This is a genomic window from Paenibacillus sp. FSL R7-0204, from assembly GCF_038002225.1.
In the GTDB taxonomy this organism is placed as follows: Bacteria; Bacillota; Bacilli; order Paenibacillales; family Paenibacillaceae; genus Paenibacillus_AQ.
The window spans coordinates 3598815-3616433 of record NZ_JBBOCA010000001.1 but is presented as its reverse complement, the minus strand read 5'-3'; the positions used below and the strand labels follow the sequence as shown (position 1 = coordinate 3616433).

Below are 17619 nucleotides of genomic sequence, written 5' to 3'. Positions count from 1 at the left end.
AGTTGTCCAGTAGTCTATTATACCATTCCCGGACCCCAAAATCCGCTTCACATTATTAAAGCCTGTGACCTAAGGGCGGAAGATAGCCATCAGAATGAGCAGCGCCCCGACGATCAGGCTGAACAGCTCAAGCACATCTCCCCGGGACCAGTGCTTGCGGAAAAATACGATTACAGGCTGGGCAAGCCCCGCCAACAGATACAGAACAGCCAGCAGCAGACCAAAGGAAAGTATGGTGAAGACAGGCGCATTACTCTTCGGCCCCCCGATGAAGGTAATCAACACAATTAGCACGGACAGAATATACAGAATACACCGGAAGAAAATAATCCACGGCCCGGACTTTGCGGGTGCTGGTTCTACCTGAACTTGCTGTGCCCTGGCCCGCTCTTCCAGGAGGCGGCGGCTCTCATCAGGATGCTCCTTGCGTATTTTTTGCATCTGTCTGGCATTGTCAAGCCTGCGTCTTAAGCGTCCAAACATGTTTCCCCTTCCTCTCCAAGGCGGCAATTCATGCGGTATTCCCCTATTTTACCAGAGCTTCAATTCAAGCAAAAGCAGTATCCGGTGCGGACTGCATCCCGCTTACGCGCAGCACGGCCTCAGCCATATCCATTACTTCCTTGTTACCCTTTCTGCGGTCCATGTATTCAACCTTCTGCTCAGCAGCAAGCTTGCCGACAACCAGTGCAACCGGTGTACCCATCAGTCCGGCATCCTTGAATTTGACCCCGGCCCGCTCATCGCGGTCGTCCAGCAGAGCATCGATGCCCAAGGCGGTCAGTCTTGCATACAGAGCTTCGGCCAGCTCACGCTGCGCTGTATCTTTGACCGACATCAGCAGAATATGAACCGCATACGGAGCTAGGCCCTGCGGCCAGACCAGCCCCTGGTCATCGTTGTTCTGCTCAGCCACTGCGGCCAGCAAGCGGGAGATTCCGATGCCGTAGCAGCCCATTACCATAGGCCTGGTGCGGCCGCCCAGATCCAGATAATCTGCCCCCAGCTTCTCACTGTAGACCGTGCCCAGCTTGAAGACATGCCCTACCTCGATGCCCTGATGGAAATCCAGCTCCCCTTCACCGCACTGCGGACAGCTGTCGCCGGCAACCGCATTGCGGAAATCCCCCACCTGCGTCAGCGGGAAGTCCCGGCCGGGCACCACTCCGCGCAGATGGTAATCCTCTTCCCCCGCACCTGTGACCGCTTCTGTCATGGCTGCAACAGCAGCATCCACCAAGATAGGCACCGACAATCCGGCAGGACCGACATAACCGCTTCCGGTTCCGGCGGTCTCCTGTACATGCATGGCATCAGCCAGCGTAATGTCACCGCAGCCGAGGTGCTTTTGCACCTTCAGCTCATTCACCTCATGATCTCCTCGGACCAGCACAGCAAATGTATCGCCTCCGCCACCCGTGTAGATTAATGTCTTGATAATATCCTGCGGTCTGAGCTGGCTCTCCTGCTCCAGCTGCTGAATAGTCTTCTGGGCAGGGGTATGGAATCGTTCTGGAGCAGGCCGTCCGGCAAAATCTTGTCTATGCGGCGCGGCCCCGCTCTGCACTTCCGCCTGCTCCAGATTCGCAGCATATCCGCACAGGGAGCACACAGCTATTGTATCCTCGCCTATCTCTGACAAGGCTATGAATTCATGATTCTGGCCTTTGCCGCCAATCGCTCCGGCATTCGCCTGCACCGCCCGGTACTTCAGGCCGCAGCGGTCAAAGATCCGCTCATAAGCACTGTACATCACCTGATAGGCCAGATCCAGGCCTGCCCAGTCCGTATCAAACGAATAGGCATCCTTCATCAGGAATTCTCTGCCCCGCAGAAGTCCTGAGCGGGGACGACGTTCATCCCGGAACTTTGTCTGGATCTGATAGACGGTCACTGGCAGCTGCCGATAAGAACTGATCTCTCCGCGCATTAGCGCTGTAACCACTTCCTCATGGGTAGGACCCAGCACGAACTCACGATCGTGACGGTCCCGGAGCTTCATCAGCTCTTTGCCGTACACCTCATAACGTTCCGATTCTCTCCAGAGCTCTGCCGGCTGCATCGAAGGCATGAGAACCTCCTGCGCACCGGCGGACTCCATCTCCTGGCGCACGATCTGCTCCATCCTGCGCAGCACCCGCCGTCCGAGCGGCAAATAGGTGTATACCCCGGCGGCCACCTGCCTGATATATCCGGCACGCAGCAGCAGCTGGTGGCTCCTTGTCTCTGCTTCGGCAGGAGCTTCGCGCAGAGTGGTAACTAATAGATTGGTTTGACGCATACAGATCAGCCTCTTTCGTCGAAAAGTGTGTACAGCCCAGAACATTTCGCTGCCATAATGAGAACGCAAAAAAGACGCATCCGTCAGGGACGAATGCGCCGTGTTACCACCCTGTTTTAACCCCAAGACTATCCAAGCCTGCGGTCCTCTAATCCGGATAACGGCCGGTTCCGGCAGAATTATGCCCCTCTTCAGCATAAGCTGCAGCTTCCAAGGCAGGATTGGTGTCTTACGCACTCGGGGGATCTTTCAGCCGGTGAATCCCCTCTCTGCTTCCGGCGCTTACGGATACCAGGTCCTTGGTCAACGCTGTTACGTTATAAATGTTGGTTCTTAATCTATACGATATTCGAGGCCGCGTCAAGCGGGCGATGAATAGATTGTGAATGCAATTAAATATTTTACACCAAATCCTTAAGATCTGAAAAGAATGTGTCGATAAACCGAATAGGAGTTGAGGTATTTAGAGAGAAACGGCTAGCTACCAGCCGATTTCCATGTACCAGAGGGGGAACCGTTCCAATGTTCAAGTCAGTCAACCGCTTCACCGGCAAGCTCAGATCGCGATCACTGCAAAAACAAATGATGATGCTGTTCACCATTATGCTGGTGATCCCGATCCTCTTGGTCAGTTATTTCTCCTATTCCAGTGCGAAACGGGAATTGGAGCTTAAGATGCAGAAAGCCACGCATTCCAGTGTCGATCTGGTCGCCGGGACCATCCAGGAATATGTATCCGCTGCTATGCGGAATGTAGATTTGCTCAGCCGCCAGATTGAGTCTTCCGGGCTCGATGTGAAGGCTCCCGCAACACGTGCACTCATCGATGAGTTCATGAAGGCACATCCCGAGCTGGAGATTCTTACGGCGGGTAACGAACAAGGTGCCTGGATGAAGGCTCCGGACCCCGGCAAACAGGATTATGATCCGCGTACACGGGACTGGTATAAGGCGTCCATGCAGAATGCCGGTACCACTACAATCATTGATCCTTTTGTCTCCGCAACAACCGGCAATTATACGCTGTTCATCTCCCATTCGCTGGAGGATGGCAAAGGAGCTGTGACCACAAGCCTCAATCTCAAGGCAATGAGTGAAAGAATCCATACCACCCATCCAGGTGAGACCGGCTACTTCTACATTGTGGACCGTAATCATAAATTCGTCTCTTATCCCGGCAAAGCGGCAGGTGAGGATGTAGCAGATTATATAGTGAAAATGCTGGCAAACGACAGCGGGGACCTGCACTATACCAATCCGGACACGGAGATGGACATGCAGGGTTATTATACAACTGATCCGAATACAGGGTTCAAAATTGTCGGCATCCTGCCTACCCAAGAATTCTCGGATGCCTCACAGCCCATTATCTATACAGGACTGATGGTTCTGGCTGTTGCCCTGCTTGTCGCCCTAACCCTGATGTACCTGATTGTCCGCTCCATCACGAAGCCGATCCGCAGCCTGAACCGTTCTGCACAGCGGGTAAGCGAAGGCTATCTGAATGAGCAGATTCAGTTGAACCGGCTGGATGAGATCGGTCAGCTGGCACAGAATTACAACCTGATGGTAGGCTCTCTGCGCGGCATCGTCTCGGATATTTCGGACACCTCGGGACAACTCTCAGCCTCCAGCCAGCAATTAAATGCCACAACCGAAGAGAACTCCAGAGCCACCGCTTACGTGGCTGAACTGGTGCAGGACTCCTCCGAGGGTGCGCAGACACAGACCTCGGCCATGGCAGAGACCTCGCGCGCTATGGAGGAAATGTCCTCTGGTATTCAAAGGATCGCCGAAGCCGCCGCCTCCATCGTCGATTCTTCCGCAAGCACTGAAGCAGATGTGCGCAGCGGCAGCCGGAAGATGGAACAGGTCAGCCAGCAAATGGATGCCATCCGGACCTCTACCCACCACTCTTCGCAGCTGATCGGGCAATTAAACGGCCTGAACGATGAGGTGTCCGCGATGAGCAGTGCGATTACGGCGATCGCCGTACAGACGAATCTGTTGTCGCTGAACGCCGGCATTGAAGCGGCCCGGGCCGGAGAGCAGGGCCGGGGCTTCGCCGTCGTGGCTGCTGAGGTGCGGAAGCTGGCCGATCAATCGAAGAATACCGCCGGAGATATTCAAGATACCCTCCAGCAGATGACCCGGTTGATCGACCAGACCTATGAAGCGATCCGGCATACCGTCGCAGCTGATGTTGAGCTGGGTATTCAGGTCACCGCCGAAGCCAAGGAATCCTTCAACAGCATTGAACAGTCTACGGCCAAAATCAACAGCCAGCTGCATGACATCTCGGCTATTACCGAGCAGATGTCAGCGGGAGCGCAGGAGGTCGCCGCTTCCGTTCACGAGATCTCCGGTATCTCCCGTTCTACTTCTGACGCCTTCCAGAGTGTAACGGCAGCTACACAGGAACAGCTCGCTTCCATGGAAGAGATCTCCGCCTCCTCTACGGAGCTGTCCAGGATGGCGGGCGATCTGCAGCTTAAGATTGAACGGTTCAAGCTGGAAGACTAGCTCCTGTGATCTTTTGGGCATTAAAGGCCATTCATTCTCATAGCAGCATAATCCGATAGCGCATAATAAAAAGCCGTCTCTCAGCAATGCTGAACGACGGCTTTTTGGTACATATAGGATTAAGCAAGTACAGTCGAACCCATCAGATATTTATCCACTTCACGCGCTGCTTCGCGTCCTTCGTTGATGGCCCATACCACCAGACTCTGTCCGCGGCGCATATCGCCGGCTGCGAATACTTTATCCACATTCGTATTGAATTTGCCATAACGGGCCTTCACATTGGTACGGCGGTCCGTATCCAGCTTAAGCTGCTCTATGATATCCTGCTCCGGTCCGTCGAAGCCAATGGCAATCAGCGCCAGTTGGGCCGGATAGACAGCCTCGGTTCCCGGAACCGGCTGGTAGATCTTCCGTCCTGTCTCGTCCACCATCCGTCGAATCTGCACCGTGTGCAGCTCCTTGAGGTTGCCTTCTTCATCACCGACGAACTTCGTCGTCATGATAGAGAATTCACGCGGGTCTTCACCGAAGACCGCTTTGGCCTCCTGCTGGGCATAATCAAGGGTGTAGACATTCGGGAACTGCGGCCAAGGGTTAGCAATAGGATCACGCGTAAGCGGCGCTTTGTCATGGGTGCCGAACTGGGTGATGCTGTTGCAGCCATGCCGGAGGGAAGTCGCTACACAGTCGGAGCCGGTGTCGCCCCCGCCCAGCACGATTACGTCCTTGCCTGCGGCGGATACGTAATTGCCATCCTCCAGATTGGAATTCAGATAGCTCTTGATCGTGCCGTTCAGGTAATCCATGGCATACATAACGCCTTTGAGGTCATGGCCCTCCACGTTGAAGCGTCTTGCCTTGGTCGCACCGCCGCAGAGTACAACGGCATCATATTCATCCACCAGTTGCTGCGCCGGAATGTCTTTGCCAATCTCTGTGTTAACCACGAACTCGATACCTTCTGCAGCCAGCAGATCGACGCGGCGCTGTACGACACGTTTGTCCAGCTTCATCGTCGGAATACCGTACATAAGCAGGCCGCCGATCCGGTCACTGCGCTCAAAGACTGTTACCGTGTGACCCGCTTTGTTCAGCTGGGCGGCTGCGGCCAGTCCTGCCGGACCGGAGCCGACAATAGCGATCCGTTTGCCTGTACGCTTCTCCGGCGGACTCGGGACTACCCAGCCCTCTTCAAAGCCCTTGTCCACAATGGCCAGCTCGATCGTCTTAATCGTAACAGGCTGTCCAATCAGACCGACGGTACAGGAGCCCTCGCAAGGTGCAGGACAGATGCTGCCGGTGAATTCAGGGAAGTTATTCGTCTTGTGCAGGCGCTCCAGCGCTTCCTTCCACAAGCCCCGGTAGACCAGGTTATTCCACTCCGGAATCAGGTTATGCACGGGACAGCCTGAAGTACCGCCGCTCATATCCATGCCGGTGTGGCAATACGGTGTGCCGCAATCCATACAACGGGCACCCTGAGTCCGAAGCTCGTCCTCGGTCAGATGCTCGTGGAATTCTTCCCAATCCTTCACGCGCTGCTCGGGATCGCGGTCCCCTGGGAGCTGGCGCTTATACTCCATAAATCCAGTAGGTGTAGACATATATACGTTTCCCCCATCCGTTCTCTTCGTGTTGATGTATAGTACACCATTTCTAATTTTAATTATATTAGCATTCAATACTTTCGCACTGTAATGGACTAATCTGCTGATTATTTGTACTATTTCACATCTTGTGTCAGAGAAAACGCTTCATCGTCACTCCTTGCGGTCATACACCATAAAACGATAATCATACGGATTCTGCTCATTCTTGAGTCCCGTGGTATTGGCGACTTCCTTCCACTGGCTCCAGTCTACCTCAGGGAATCTCGTATCGCCTTCAATCTCCGCCTCTATCCGTGTAACACGCAGCTTGTCGGCATACGGCAGCATCAGGCTGTAGATCTCGGCACCGCCGATCACCATCAGCTCATCCTCCTTGCGCCCCTCAGCCAGCGCCTCAGCCAGCGTATGGATGACCTCAGCCCCTTCGGGTGCGAAGCTCTTGTCGCGTGTCAGGATCAGGCTGGTACGGCCTTTCAGCGGCTTGCTGCCCAGCGACTCCCAGGTTTTACGGCCCATCAGCATCCTCTTGCCGAGTGTCTCTGCTTTGAAATAAGCGAAATCCAGCGGCAAATGCCAGGGCATATCGTTATTGTTGCCAATTACACCATTCGAGGCCATCGCCCATATCATGGTAATGCTCATATAGCAACCGGTGCCTTGATTCCCGGATGATAGACATAGTCGGTAAATTCAAAATCCTCAAAGGTATAATCAAAAATGCTGTCCGGTACTCTGCGGATGTTAAGCTTCGGCAGCGCATAAGGCTCCCGTGCAAGTTGTGTAGCCACTTGTTCCATATGATTTGTATATATATGCACATCTCCGCCGGACCAGATGAAATCCCCGACCTCAAGCCCTGTCTGCTGCGCCACCATATGCGTGAGCAGAGCGTAGCTGGCAATGTTAAACGGAAGCCCAAGGAATGTATCCACCGATCGCATCGTAAGCATGCAAGAAAGCTTGCCGCCCGCTACATAGAACTGAAATACGAAATGGCAGGGCGGAAGCTTCATCTGCTCGATCTCGCCTACATTCCATGCACTAACAATATGGCGCCGTGAATCGGGATTATGCTTAATCGACTCAATTACATTCGCAATCTGATCGATATGCTGCCCGTCCTTACTCTCCCAGGCCCGCCACTGCGAACCGTACACCGGTCCCAGCTCCCCGTTCTCATCGGCCCATTCATCCCAGATCGAGACGCCGTTCTCCTTCAGATACGTTGTATTGGTATCCCCTTTGAGGAACCATAGAAGCTCATGTACCACCGACTTCAGATGAATGCGCTTGGTGGTCATCAGCGGGAAGCCCTTCGACAGATCGAAGCGGAGCTGACGCCCGAAGACGGACACTGTACCTGTACCTGTCCGGTCGCTCTTAGCTGTACCGTTGTCCAGAATATCCTGTAATAAATCCAAGTAATTACGCAAGCCGTATCGCACCCCACTCTCTTTTTTCTTCTACCAGTTTACCATGAGCTGACGGTCGTTGTAACTTCCCTAATGATAAAAAAAAGCAAAAAAACATACATTTCTCTACCCGACTTGGGCTGACTGCCAGCTATTTCCGAACATTCATGACAGTGACTTCAGTCAAAAGAGGATGTTCCCTGACCATCTGCATGGCTTCAGGAACATCCTCCTATGTTCTTACCGCATAAGCTTAAGCGGGTATTATTTCATTACGTGGATCGGGTGGCCTTCTACCAGCTCAGCCGCTTCCATAACGATCTCGCCAAGGGTTGGATGCGCATGGATGGTCAGTGCGATATCTTCAAGCGTTGCGCCCATTTCAATCGCCAGACCCAGCTCAGCGATCAGGTTGGAAGCTTCGATACCGACGATTTGCGCACCGAGCACCTGATTGTTGTCGCTCTTCGCTACAATCTTGATGAAGCCTTCAGGAGCATTCAGGGACACGGCACGCCCGTTGCCTGCGAACGGGAACTTGCCGGCTTTCACCGCATAGCCCTTATCCTTCGCTTCCTTCTCGGTCAAGCCTACGCTGGAGCATTCAGGATCTGTGAAGACTACAGCCGGCATTACCTTGTAATCCACAACCGATTTGTGTCCGGAAATGGCTTCCGCAGCAATTTTACCTTCGTAAGAAGCTTTGTGCGCCAGAGCAAGACCCGGAACGATATCGCCGATTGCGAAAATATTAGGAATGTTAGTCCGTCCCTGATGGTCTACCTTCACCAGACCGCGGTCATCCAGCTCAACGCCGATCAGATCCAGGCCCAGCTCGCCGTCAGTATTAGGACGGCGTCCTACGGTTACCAGCAGGTATTCAGCAGTCACTTCTTTGGACTCTCCGCCAACGGAGTACTTCACAGTAACTTCATTGTCGTTCTGAACCGCAGATTCTGCTTTGGCGTTGGTTACAATTTCAATGCCAGTCTTAGCCATATTCTTGGCAACCAGACGGGTCATGTCTTTGTCGAAGCCAGGCAGAACAGTGTCCAGACCTTCAATGATGGTAACCTTGGTGCCGAATTTGGAGTACATCTGACCCAGCTCCGCACCAATGTAGCCGCCGCCGATAACGATCATGCTCTTAGGAATTTCAGGCAGATCCAGCGCTTCTGTGGAGGACAGGATGCGTCCGCCGAACGGGAATGGCTTCAGTTCAATCGGACGGGAGCCCGTTGCAATAATGCAATTATTGAACTTATAGCGCGGGGATTCATGATCATTGAACAAACGGGCTTCGTTTGTGCTGATAAACATAGCTTCTCCGCTGAATACTTCGATCTTGTTACCCTTCATCAGGCTGGTAACGCCGGAAGTCATTTTCTTGACTACGCCGTTCTTGAAGGCCTGAGTCTTGGACCAGTCCACCTTCACGTTCTCGGCAGTAACACCGAATACTTCACCGTGCTGGGCAGCCTCGAATTGATGAGCAGCCGAGATCAGGGCCTTAGAAGGAATACAGCCGCGGTTCAAGCACACGCCGCCGAGTTCTGATTTATCTACAATGATGACCTTTTGGCCGAGCTGGGCGGCACGAATTGCCGCCACATACCCGCCGGGACCTGCACCAATTACCAATGTGTCGATTTCGATTGAAGCGTCTCCGACTACCATTAATTACACCTCCATAACTAACATATCAGGATTTGCAAGCAGGGTCTTAATGTAATTCATGAAATTCTGTGCAGTTGCGCCGTCAATAATCCGGTGGTCAAAGCTCAGGGACAGAGCCATTACAGGTGCTGCAACGATTTCACCGTTCTTCACAACAGGCTTCTCAGTGATACGTCCGGTTCCGAGAATAGCAACTTCAGGGAAGTTGATAATCGGAGTGAAGAACATACCGCCGGCAGAGCCGATGTTACTGATCGAGATCGTGCTGCCCTTCATTTCATTCGGAGCCAGCTTGCCGTCGCGTCCGCGTACAGCCAGATCTGTAATCGCGCTTGCGATCATCCAGATGCTCTTGCGGTCAGCGTCCTTGATGACAGGAACGATCAGACCGTTGTCTGTATCTGTAGCAATACCGATGTTGTAGTACTTCTTGTAGACAATTTCGTTCGAAGCTTCGTCAATCATCGCGTTAACCGCAGGGAACTGACGGGAAGCGGCCACGAGTGCCTTCACGATGAACGGAAGATAAGTAACCTTCACGCCCTTCTTCTCGGCTACCGGCTTCATGCGGGCACGGAAAGCTACAAGCTCCGTAACATCCACTTCGTCCATGATGGTAACATGCGGTGCAGTGTAAGCCGATTTAACCATAGCATTGGCAATCGCTTTACGGATACCCTTGAATGGTACGCGTTCTTCTTCCAGATTTGCATTGCCGGAAGCTGCTGCCGGTGCTGCTTCTTTGGCTTTGGCTTGCGGTGCTGCCGCTGGTGCAGATGCTGCAGGAGCCGCTGCCGCAGGAGCTGTAGAGCCGCCTTTCAGGAAGGCTTCCACATCTTCAAGTGTGATTTTGCCGTTCTTGCCGGAGCCGTTCACCTTGGAGATATCTACACTCTTATCACGGGCATACTTGCGAACGCTTGGTGTAGCCAGCACTTCACGGTCAGGAGCTGGAGCTGCCGCCGCTGCCGGAGCAGTACCTTGGGCAGGTGCTGCTGCCTGGGCACCGGATGCTTCAGCATGGCCGCCCTCCTCGTGAGGAACATCACCTTCTGCAGCAATGATAGCCACAACTTCACCTACACGGCAGATCTGGCCGTCTTTGGTGAACACTTCGACTACAGTACCGTTGACTGGAGAAGGAACCTCCACCACTGCTTTATCATTCTGAACTTCCATAATGATATCGTCGTCGGTGATTTTGTCTCCAACCTTGATGTGCATCTTGATGATTTCCCCTTCATGCAGGCCTTCGCCTAGTTCAGGGAACTTGTATTCGAAATTCGTTGCTCCGCCAGTAGCCGGGCTGCTGGTTGCCGGAGAAGAAGTAGTATCCGCTCCGCCCTTAGCTGCATCAGCTTCCTGGGAAGCGTGCTCAGCAGGATGGCCGCCCTCTTGCTCAGGGATGTCGCCTTCTGCATCAATAATTGCTACAACTTCGCCTACACGGCATACTTGGCCGTCCTTGGTGAAGACTTCAAGCACTGTGCCGTTGACCGGACAAGGAACCTCTACTACCGCCTTGTCATTCTGAACTTCCATTACGATATCGTCATCGGTTACTTTGTCGCCGGCTTTGATATGCATTTTGATAATTTCGCCTTCATGCAGACCTTCGCCCAGCTCAGGGAACCGGTACTCAAATTTTGCCACCTTGATAACCTCCTATAAGTTATGTTGAGATATTCCAACAATTCTGTTTGGTAGAAGACAGAAACGGCTGCCGCCCTTTATACAAGGACGGCAAGGTCGTTACTTCCTAGAATTCCATGACTTTCTTAACTGCCGTGATGACACGTGCAGGGGTAGGAATCCAAGTATCTTCGATTTGAGCAAACGGGAAAATTGTATCTGGACCTGCTACACGAAGCACAGGGGCTTCCAGGTGCAGCAGAGCTTTTTCGTTAATCTGGGCAATAACCTCAGCGGCTACGCCGGAGCTCTTCTGAGCTTCTTGTACAACAATCGCACGGTTAGTCTTCTTGATGGAAGCCACAATGGTGTCGATATCAATCGGGCTAACGGTACGAAGGTCGATAATTTCGACTTTGATGCCTTCTTTCTCGAGCTGGTCGGCCGCTTTGGTCGCTGTATGTACCATTAGACCGTAGGTAATGATAGATACATCCGTACCTTCGCGAACTACATTCGCTTTGCCGAGTTCAACGGTATATTCACCTTCAGGCACCTCTGCCCGGAAAGCATGGTACAGGTTCAAGTGCTCCATGAAGAATACAGGGTCATTGTCGCGGATCGAAGCGATCAGCAGCCCCTTCGCATCGTATGGATTAGAAGGAATAACTACTTTGATACCAGGACTCTGGGCAATCAGGCCTTCCAGGGAATCGGTATGCAGCTCGGCTGCCTTAACGCCGCCGCCGAACGGAGTGCGGAAGACTACAGGAGCATTGTACTTGCCCCCGGAACGCCAGCGCAGGCGTGCTGCCTGAATAACGATCTGATCCAGAGCTTCAAAGATGAAGCCTACGAACTGGATCTCAGCGATCGGACGGAAGCCCTGTACGCCGAGACCGAAAGCCAAACCGCCAATAGCGGACTCTGCCAGCGGTGTATCGAAAACGCGCTCCTCGCCAAATTCCTTCTGCAGCCCTTCCGTTACACGGAACACGCCGCCTACATTACCAACGTCTTCTCCGAAGATAAGAACATTGGGGTCACGAGTTAGTTCAACGCGCATTGCGTCACGAATTGCTTCTTTCATATTCATCTGTGCCATTGCGTGATATCCCCCTTATTCAAAATCGGCTTTTTGTTCTTCAAGATGTTTCGGAGTTACCTCGAACATGCTGTCGATCAAGCCGGGAATGGTCATTTTTTCGGTCTGTTCTGCTTTCTTAATCTGCTCGTTCACAGTTGCTTTCGCTTCTTCTCTTACGCGCAGAGTGTCCTCTTCTGTCCAGAGGCCTTTCTTCTCCAGGTACTTGGCGAGACGGGCAATCGGATCTTTCTCATTCCATTGACCTTCTTCTTCCTTCGTACGGTACTTACTGGCATCATCGGAGAGGGAATGCGGACGGAAACGGTAGGTTACCGCTTCGATCAGTGTGGCGCCTTCGCCTTTACGGGCACGTTCAGCAGCCTGCTGTACAGCAGATATTACTGCAAAGACGTCCATACCGTCGATCTTGATTCCGGGAATCCCTGCGGCAACCGCCTTGTGGGCGATGGATTTCGCTGCTGTCTGCTTCGAGAACGGAGTGGTGATGGCATAGCCGTTGTTCTGAACGAAGAAGATCACCGGCAGCTTATATACTCCTGCATAGTTAAGGCCTTCGTAGAAGTCGCCTTCCGACGAACCGCCGTCACCGGTATATGTGATTGCAACGTTCTGCTGTTTCTTCAATTTGAAGCCCATAGCAATACCGGTAGCATGAAGGATCTGTGCTCCGATAATGATCTGCGGCATAAGTACATTCACGCCATCAGGAATCTGTCCGCCATGCTGATGTCCGCGGGAATACAGGAACGCCTGATATAATGGAAGGCCATGCCATACGAGTTGTGGAATATCGCGGTAGCCCGGGCAGACGAAATCTTCCTTCTGCAAAGCGTACTCGCTGCCGATCATTGTAGCTTCCTGTCCGGATACCGGCGCATAGAAGCCGAGACGGCCTTGGCGGCCCAGGTTGACAGCACGGTCATCCCAGGTACGGGTAAATACCATACGGTACATAATTTCTTTCAATTGATCATCGGTAAGGTCAGGCATCATTTCCTTATTGATAATTTCTCCATCCGGGGAAAGAACCGTAAGGGCTTCAACGTCCTCTGTATACACTTCATAAGGAACTCTAGTCATTATCTTCACCTCAATAAAAAAATTTGAATATCAGTGGTCTCTGTTATAGAATTATTATACACCTGTTGTATCTGTTTCGTCAAAGAAATACGCATAAAATTTATGTTTCCATAAATTTTGTATGTATAACAGGCGTTGAAAAATCCTATAACAGATTAAAGGATATTTATCAAGTAAATGATATATCCCACATTTGCCGCTTGGCTAATTTTAACGCAACACTAAGTCTTAAGCAAAATTCGACATGAAAGGTGACGATTTGACAATGAGTGAACCTGTTTTTCTGAAACGTACAATTGTAAAACAAACACTGTGGAGTGAACACCTGCAGGAAGAGCGCAAGCTGCGTATCTATCTTCCCCCCGGATATAATGAAGTACTCAGCTATCCCGTCATCTACTGCCAGGACGGTGAAGAATTCTTCAACTTCGGCAGGATTGCTACCTTGGCCGGCCAGCTGATTCTGGAGCAGGATGTGGAACCCTTCATTATAGTGGGCGTCGAAGTGAACGTGGCAGTCCGCACCGCTGAATACGCTCCGTTCGGCAGCCGCTTCAAGCAGTACCTCGCATGCTTCGCCGAAGAGATTATTCCCTACATTGAACATAATTATCCTGTCCGGCGTTCACCCGAGGAGCGAATCGTAGCCGGTGATTCCCTGGGCGGCAGTGTCTCCCTCCACCTGGCGCTGGCGTATCCGGGATTATTCAGCCGTGTACTCAGCCTCTCCGGCGCTTACTATCCCGAGACCCGCGAGCTGTTAGCACAAGAGGAGGATCTCTCCTGGCTTCAGATCAATATGGTTGTAGGACTTCAAGAACGCGACTATAAGACCGATACAGGCGTCTATGATTTCGTGGAGATGAACCGTGAGACCAAGGCCATGCTTGAAGCCAAGGGGGCCACGGTGTCCTACCGCGAGAAGAACGGCCAGCATCTTTGGGGTTTTTGGCAAAAAGAGCTCCCGGAATCATTACTCTATTTCTTCAGCTCCTGAAACAGCAAATAGAACCCCAAAAGTGAACATCTTGCGAACTTATGTATGCAGCACGACTGACTGCGCTTTCATCTTCAATCGGACATACGGTGCCGTTCCTTACATTTTAAGGACGGCAACCGGTCCGGCTGTAACACTATGCCTGCCAAGCGGAAACGGCTTTGCCGTCCTTTTAAAGGAAGGTACCGTTTCAGCGAGAAATAGAAGGATAATTTATAGTGTAACACATATATATCCTTATATTTTAAAGCTTCTCCTTAATAATCCGTTCCAGCAGCACATCACAACCGGCGTTGATTAAATCATAGACCTGCTCAAAATTGCCGGTGAAATACGGGTCAGGCACTTCACGAAGCTCCTCATCCGGCAACAGATCCATGAAGAAAAACAGCTTGGACTGCTCACCGCCGGGAATTTTCCGCACATTCTCCCCATTGGACTTGTCCATACAGATGATATATTCGAATCTCTCGAAATCCTCACTGGCAACCAGTCTTGCTCTCATATTCTCATAGCTGATACCATGCAGATCAAGGATACGCCTTGTCCCTTCATGCGGCGCTTTCCCGATATGCCAGTCTCCCGTTCCTGCAGAATCCACTGTGATCTGATCCGCAAGCTGACGCTGTTCAATCTTGCTGCGCAGCACAGCCTCTGCCATCGGCGAACGGCAAATATTCCCCAGACATACAAACAACACGTTAACGATCCCTCTCACCTCCTGCGCTCAAGCATACCTTATCATCCTCAATGGATGGGTGCGGCCAGCCGCACTAACCTTATTTTAGCGTCAGTGCGGCAATTGTACAACTTTTGAAACTGCTATATACTGTTCAGGATGATGAACTTAATTCAATTATAAGGAGGGGGAGCTATTGCCATCCGGGCGTATTGTGATTGTTGCAGGCGGTAAACTGACAGCGGAATGCCTGCGCTTATTAGATGAAGAGGATTATATTATCGGTGCTGACCGGGGAGCGCTGTTCCTGATTGACCATGGCTTCACGCCCCAGCTTGCCGTCGGTGATTTCGACTCTGTCTCTCCTGAGGCACTGGAGCGGATTCAGGCGGGAAGCAAGGAGACGATCAGCTGTGATCCGGTCAATAAAGATCTCACCGACAGTGAAATGGCCCTGGATCTTGCCCTGAACCTCCAACCGCAGTCTATTCTGATGATCGGGGTAACGGGGACACGCTTGGACCATACGCTGGCCAGTATTCAGATGATGACAAGAGCGCTGCAGCGGCAGGTAGCCTGCTCTATTATGGATGCGAACAACTACATTACACTTACCGGCTCTCAGGCGGTTGTAGAGGAACGGGGGTATAACTATGTCTCCTTGCTGCCTCTGACCCCCGAGGTAACGGGCATCACCCTTCAGGGCTTTCAATATCCGCTGGAGAACGCCACCCTCAAATTAGGCCAATCCCTGGCCGTGAGCAATGTGCTGCAGGAGCATTGGGGAACCGTTCATATCGAGAGCGGACTGCTGCTGATTATTCAGAGCAAGGACTGAATACATAGATTTTTGGAGACATCGCTGTAACCTTTGATTCAAAATCGAAAAGCCGGGAATCCCCTTGAGTATCAAGGGTTCCTCGGCTTTTTTTGTCGACATATTCGCCTAAATATTAATATTTTGTAACTTTTAATGCGATTTTAATATAACGCTTACATTGTATATCCCGCCTGCTTTTAGACCATCCCTACCATAATTTAGGTCTGTCATAACCTGCTATACTACGAATCAGAGAACGAAACTACTAAAATAGATTACAAACTTGGAGGTATACAACATGAATAAGCAATATTGGTTTAAGCAAGCAATGACTATTGGTCTGTGCACAACAATCGGGTTCAGCGCCTTACTCGCAACCGGAGCAGGAACAGCCCCTGCCGCCGCTTCAGCTGTATCCGCTGATGCTGTATCTGCCGATTCTGTAAGTGCCGATTCCGTATCCGCATCTGCCACCGGCTCCAAAGTGGTCAGCTTCGGCAAAAAGTACCTGGGTACGCGTTACCAGTTCGGTGCCTCCACTTCAACCACACGTTATTTTGACTGCTCCTCCTTTACTCAATATATTTTCAAAAAATATGGTGTAGATCTTCCCCGTACGTCCGTAGCCCAATCTAAAATGGGTAAATCGGTCAGCAAAGCCAATCTGCGTGTCGGCGATCTGGTGTTCTTCTCCAGCGGAAGCCGGGCCAACGGCAAGAACGTCACCCATGTGGCTGTATATGCCGGCAATGGCAAGATTCTTCACACTTACGGCTCACCCGGTGTGACCATTTCAGATCTGAATTCAGGGAACTGGAAAAAAACCTATCTGAAATCACGCCGCGTACTGTAACAGCGCGAAGCTTAAATGTAGCTTGTGCCAAGAGAGTACAAGTCCTAATAACCGGAGAGCTGCTTCGCAGCGGCCGTCAGCTTGTGGCCCCGCTCTCCGGTGTCCGCAGTACATATCCGGTTCCACGCACCGTATGAATCAGTTTATTCCGGCGGCCTTTATCCACCTTCAGTCGCAGATGCCGGATGTACACATCTACCACATTGGTGTCCGCATGAAAATGATACCCCCACACCTGCTGCAATATCTCAGCCCGGGGACAGACTTCATTCAGATTCTCTGCCAGATAATACAGCAGATCGAATTCCTTGGGGGTCATTTTCAGCTCGGCTCCATCCCTGCTGACCTGCCGGCGTCCGGGATCAAGAATCAATCCGTCCACCTTAAGCAGCGTGGCCGTATCTCTACGGCGGCCTGTCAGCTTAAGTAAATTCAATAATCTGCGTTTGAACTCACCGGTATGTACAGGCTTCTCCATATATTCGTTGCCCCCGGCATCGAATACGGAGACAGCCGCTTCCCCTCTGTCTTCAGGTGTTCCCCCGGATAGGACCATTACCGGCAGAATCATCCCCTCCTTCCGCACCTCCGAGACGGCTTCCCAGCCCGCCCAGCCTCCGGGTTCATCCAGCTCCGCGAGCAGAAGCACAGGCTCACCGCCTGACAGCAATAAGCGAAGACTATCCATGTCTTCGCTTATTGCTGTTGTTATCCCAAGGCTATGGATGGCCTCCTCAAGCCTGGTATGGCCCGTTGCCCGCTCCTCTTTGTCTGCATCTGCTTCAAGGCTATCCGGGTGCGGTCCGGGTATGTACCATGCGATCTTTTCATTCACCGAGATCGTCCCCCTCCACCAGTCTTGCACCGGCTGTGCCGCCGCAGATGATGCTTAGAATTCCCGTAAAACAAAGAGACCATTCGGGGGAATGGTCTCTTTGCGGTAC

15 protein-coding genes are annotated in these 17619 nt (G+C 52.0%); 4 read left to right on the top strand and 11 right to left on the bottom strand.

Annotated features, from left to right (window positions below; all coding sequences use genetic code 11):
* Positions 1–69: 69 nt before the first annotated feature.
* Positions 70–483: a hypothetical protein gene (locus tag MKX42_RS16065; protein WP_340753355.1), complete on the bottom strand. Its 414-nt coding sequence runs from the start codon at positions 481–483 to the stop codon at positions 70–72.
* A 64-nt stretch (positions 484–547) separates the two neighbouring features.
* Positions 548–2281, bottom strand: coding sequence for a proline--tRNA ligase (locus tag MKX42_RS16060; RefSeq protein ID WP_340753354.1), 1734 nt, complete (start codon positions 2279–2281; stop codon positions 548–550).
* A gap of 522 nt (positions 2282–2803) precedes the next feature.
* On the opposite strand from MKX42_RS16060, the gene MKX42_RS16055 reads away from it, so the two are divergent.
* Positions 2804–4804: a methyl-accepting chemotaxis protein gene (locus MKX42_RS16055; protein WP_340753353.1), complete on the top strand. Its 2001-nt coding sequence runs from the start codon at positions 2804–2806 to the stop codon at positions 4802–4804.
* Between the two features lie 119 nt (positions 4805–4923).
* Here MKX42_RS16055 and MKX42_RS16050 read toward each other — a convergent pair whose 3' ends face one another.
* From MKX42_RS16050 to pdhA, 7 genes are all read right to left on the bottom strand, one after another.
* Complete coding sequence (locus tag MKX42_RS16050; RefSeq protein ID WP_036726458.1) at positions 4924–6411, bottom strand: glutamate synthase subunit beta; 1488 nt, start codon at positions 6409–6411, stop codon at positions 4924–4926.
* 156 nt (positions 6412–6567) lie between these two features.
* Positions 6568–7059, bottom strand: coding sequence for a dihydrofolate reductase (locus MKX42_RS16045; protein ID WP_340753352.1), 492 nt, complete (start codon positions 7057–7059; stop codon positions 6568–6570).
* Complete coding sequence (thyA, locus tag MKX42_RS16040) at positions 7056–7850, bottom strand: thymidylate synthase (RefSeq protein ID WP_036726453.1); 795 nt, start codon at positions 7848–7850, stop codon at positions 7056–7058. The genes MKX42_RS16045 and thyA overlap by 4 nt, the downstream gene beginning before the upstream one ends.
* A gap of 243 nt (positions 7851–8093) precedes the next feature.
* Positions 8094–9506 (bottom strand): dihydrolipoyl dehydrogenase, encoded by a 1413-nt coding sequence (gene lpdA, locus MKX42_RS16035; RefSeq protein WP_340753351.1) that lies wholly within the window; start codon positions 9504–9506, stop codon positions 8094–8096.
* A 3-nt stretch (positions 9507–9509) separates the two neighbouring features.
* Positions 9510–11159 carry a 2-oxo acid dehydrogenase subunit E2 gene (locus MKX42_RS16030; RefSeq protein ID WP_340753350.1) on the bottom strand — a complete coding sequence of 550 codons (1650 nt, stop codon included), beginning with the start codon at positions 11157–11159 and terminating at the stop codon, positions 9510–9512.
* Between the two features lie 106 nt (positions 11160–11265).
* Positions 11266–12243 carry an alpha-ketoacid dehydrogenase subunit beta gene (locus MKX42_RS16025; protein WP_036726449.1) on the bottom strand — a complete coding sequence of 326 codons (978 nt, stop codon included), beginning with the start codon at positions 12241–12243 and terminating at the stop codon, positions 11266–11268.
* A 15-nt stretch (positions 12244–12258) separates the two neighbouring features.
* Positions 12259–13326, bottom strand: a complete 1068-nt coding sequence (gene pdhA, locus MKX42_RS16020) for a pyruvate dehydrogenase (acetyl-transferring) E1 component subunit alpha (protein WP_340753349.1) — start codon at positions 13324–13326, stop codon at positions 12259–12261.
* A gap of 265 nt (positions 13327–13591) precedes the next feature.
* On the opposite strand from pdhA, the gene MKX42_RS16015 reads away from it, so the two are divergent.
* Complete coding sequence (locus tag MKX42_RS16015) at positions 13592–14323, top strand: alpha/beta hydrolase (protein ID WP_340753348.1); 732 nt, start codon at positions 13592–13594, stop codon at positions 14321–14323.
* Positions 14324–14567: 244 nt separating this feature from the next.
* Here MKX42_RS16015 and MKX42_RS16010 read toward each other — a convergent pair whose 3' ends face one another.
* Complete coding sequence (locus tag MKX42_RS16010) at positions 14568–15032, bottom strand: low molecular weight protein-tyrosine-phosphatase (RefSeq protein WP_340757698.1); 465 nt, start codon at positions 15030–15032, stop codon at positions 14568–14570.
* A gap of 166 nt (positions 15033–15198) precedes the next feature.
* On the opposite strand from MKX42_RS16010, the gene MKX42_RS16005 reads away from it, so the two are divergent.
* Together MKX42_RS16005 and MKX42_RS16000 are read left to right on the top strand one after the other, a co-directional pair.
* Positions 15199–15840 (top strand): thiamine diphosphokinase, encoded by a 642-nt coding sequence (locus MKX42_RS16005; RefSeq protein WP_340753347.1) that lies wholly within the window; start codon positions 15199–15201, stop codon positions 15838–15840.
* Between the two features lie 280 nt (positions 15841–16120).
* Positions 16121–16675, top strand: coding sequence for a C40 family peptidase (locus tag MKX42_RS16000; RefSeq protein ID WP_340753346.1), 555 nt, complete (start codon positions 16121–16123; stop codon positions 16673–16675).
* Between the two features lie 76 nt (positions 16676–16751).
* Here the strand turns inward: MKX42_RS16000 and MKX42_RS15995 are convergent, their stop codons facing one another.
* Positions 16752–17510, bottom strand: a complete 759-nt coding sequence (locus MKX42_RS15995) for a winged helix-turn-helix transcriptional regulator (RefSeq protein ID WP_340753345.1) — start codon at positions 17508–17510, stop codon at positions 16752–16754.
* Between the last annotated feature and the right edge of the window lie 109 nt (positions 17511–17619).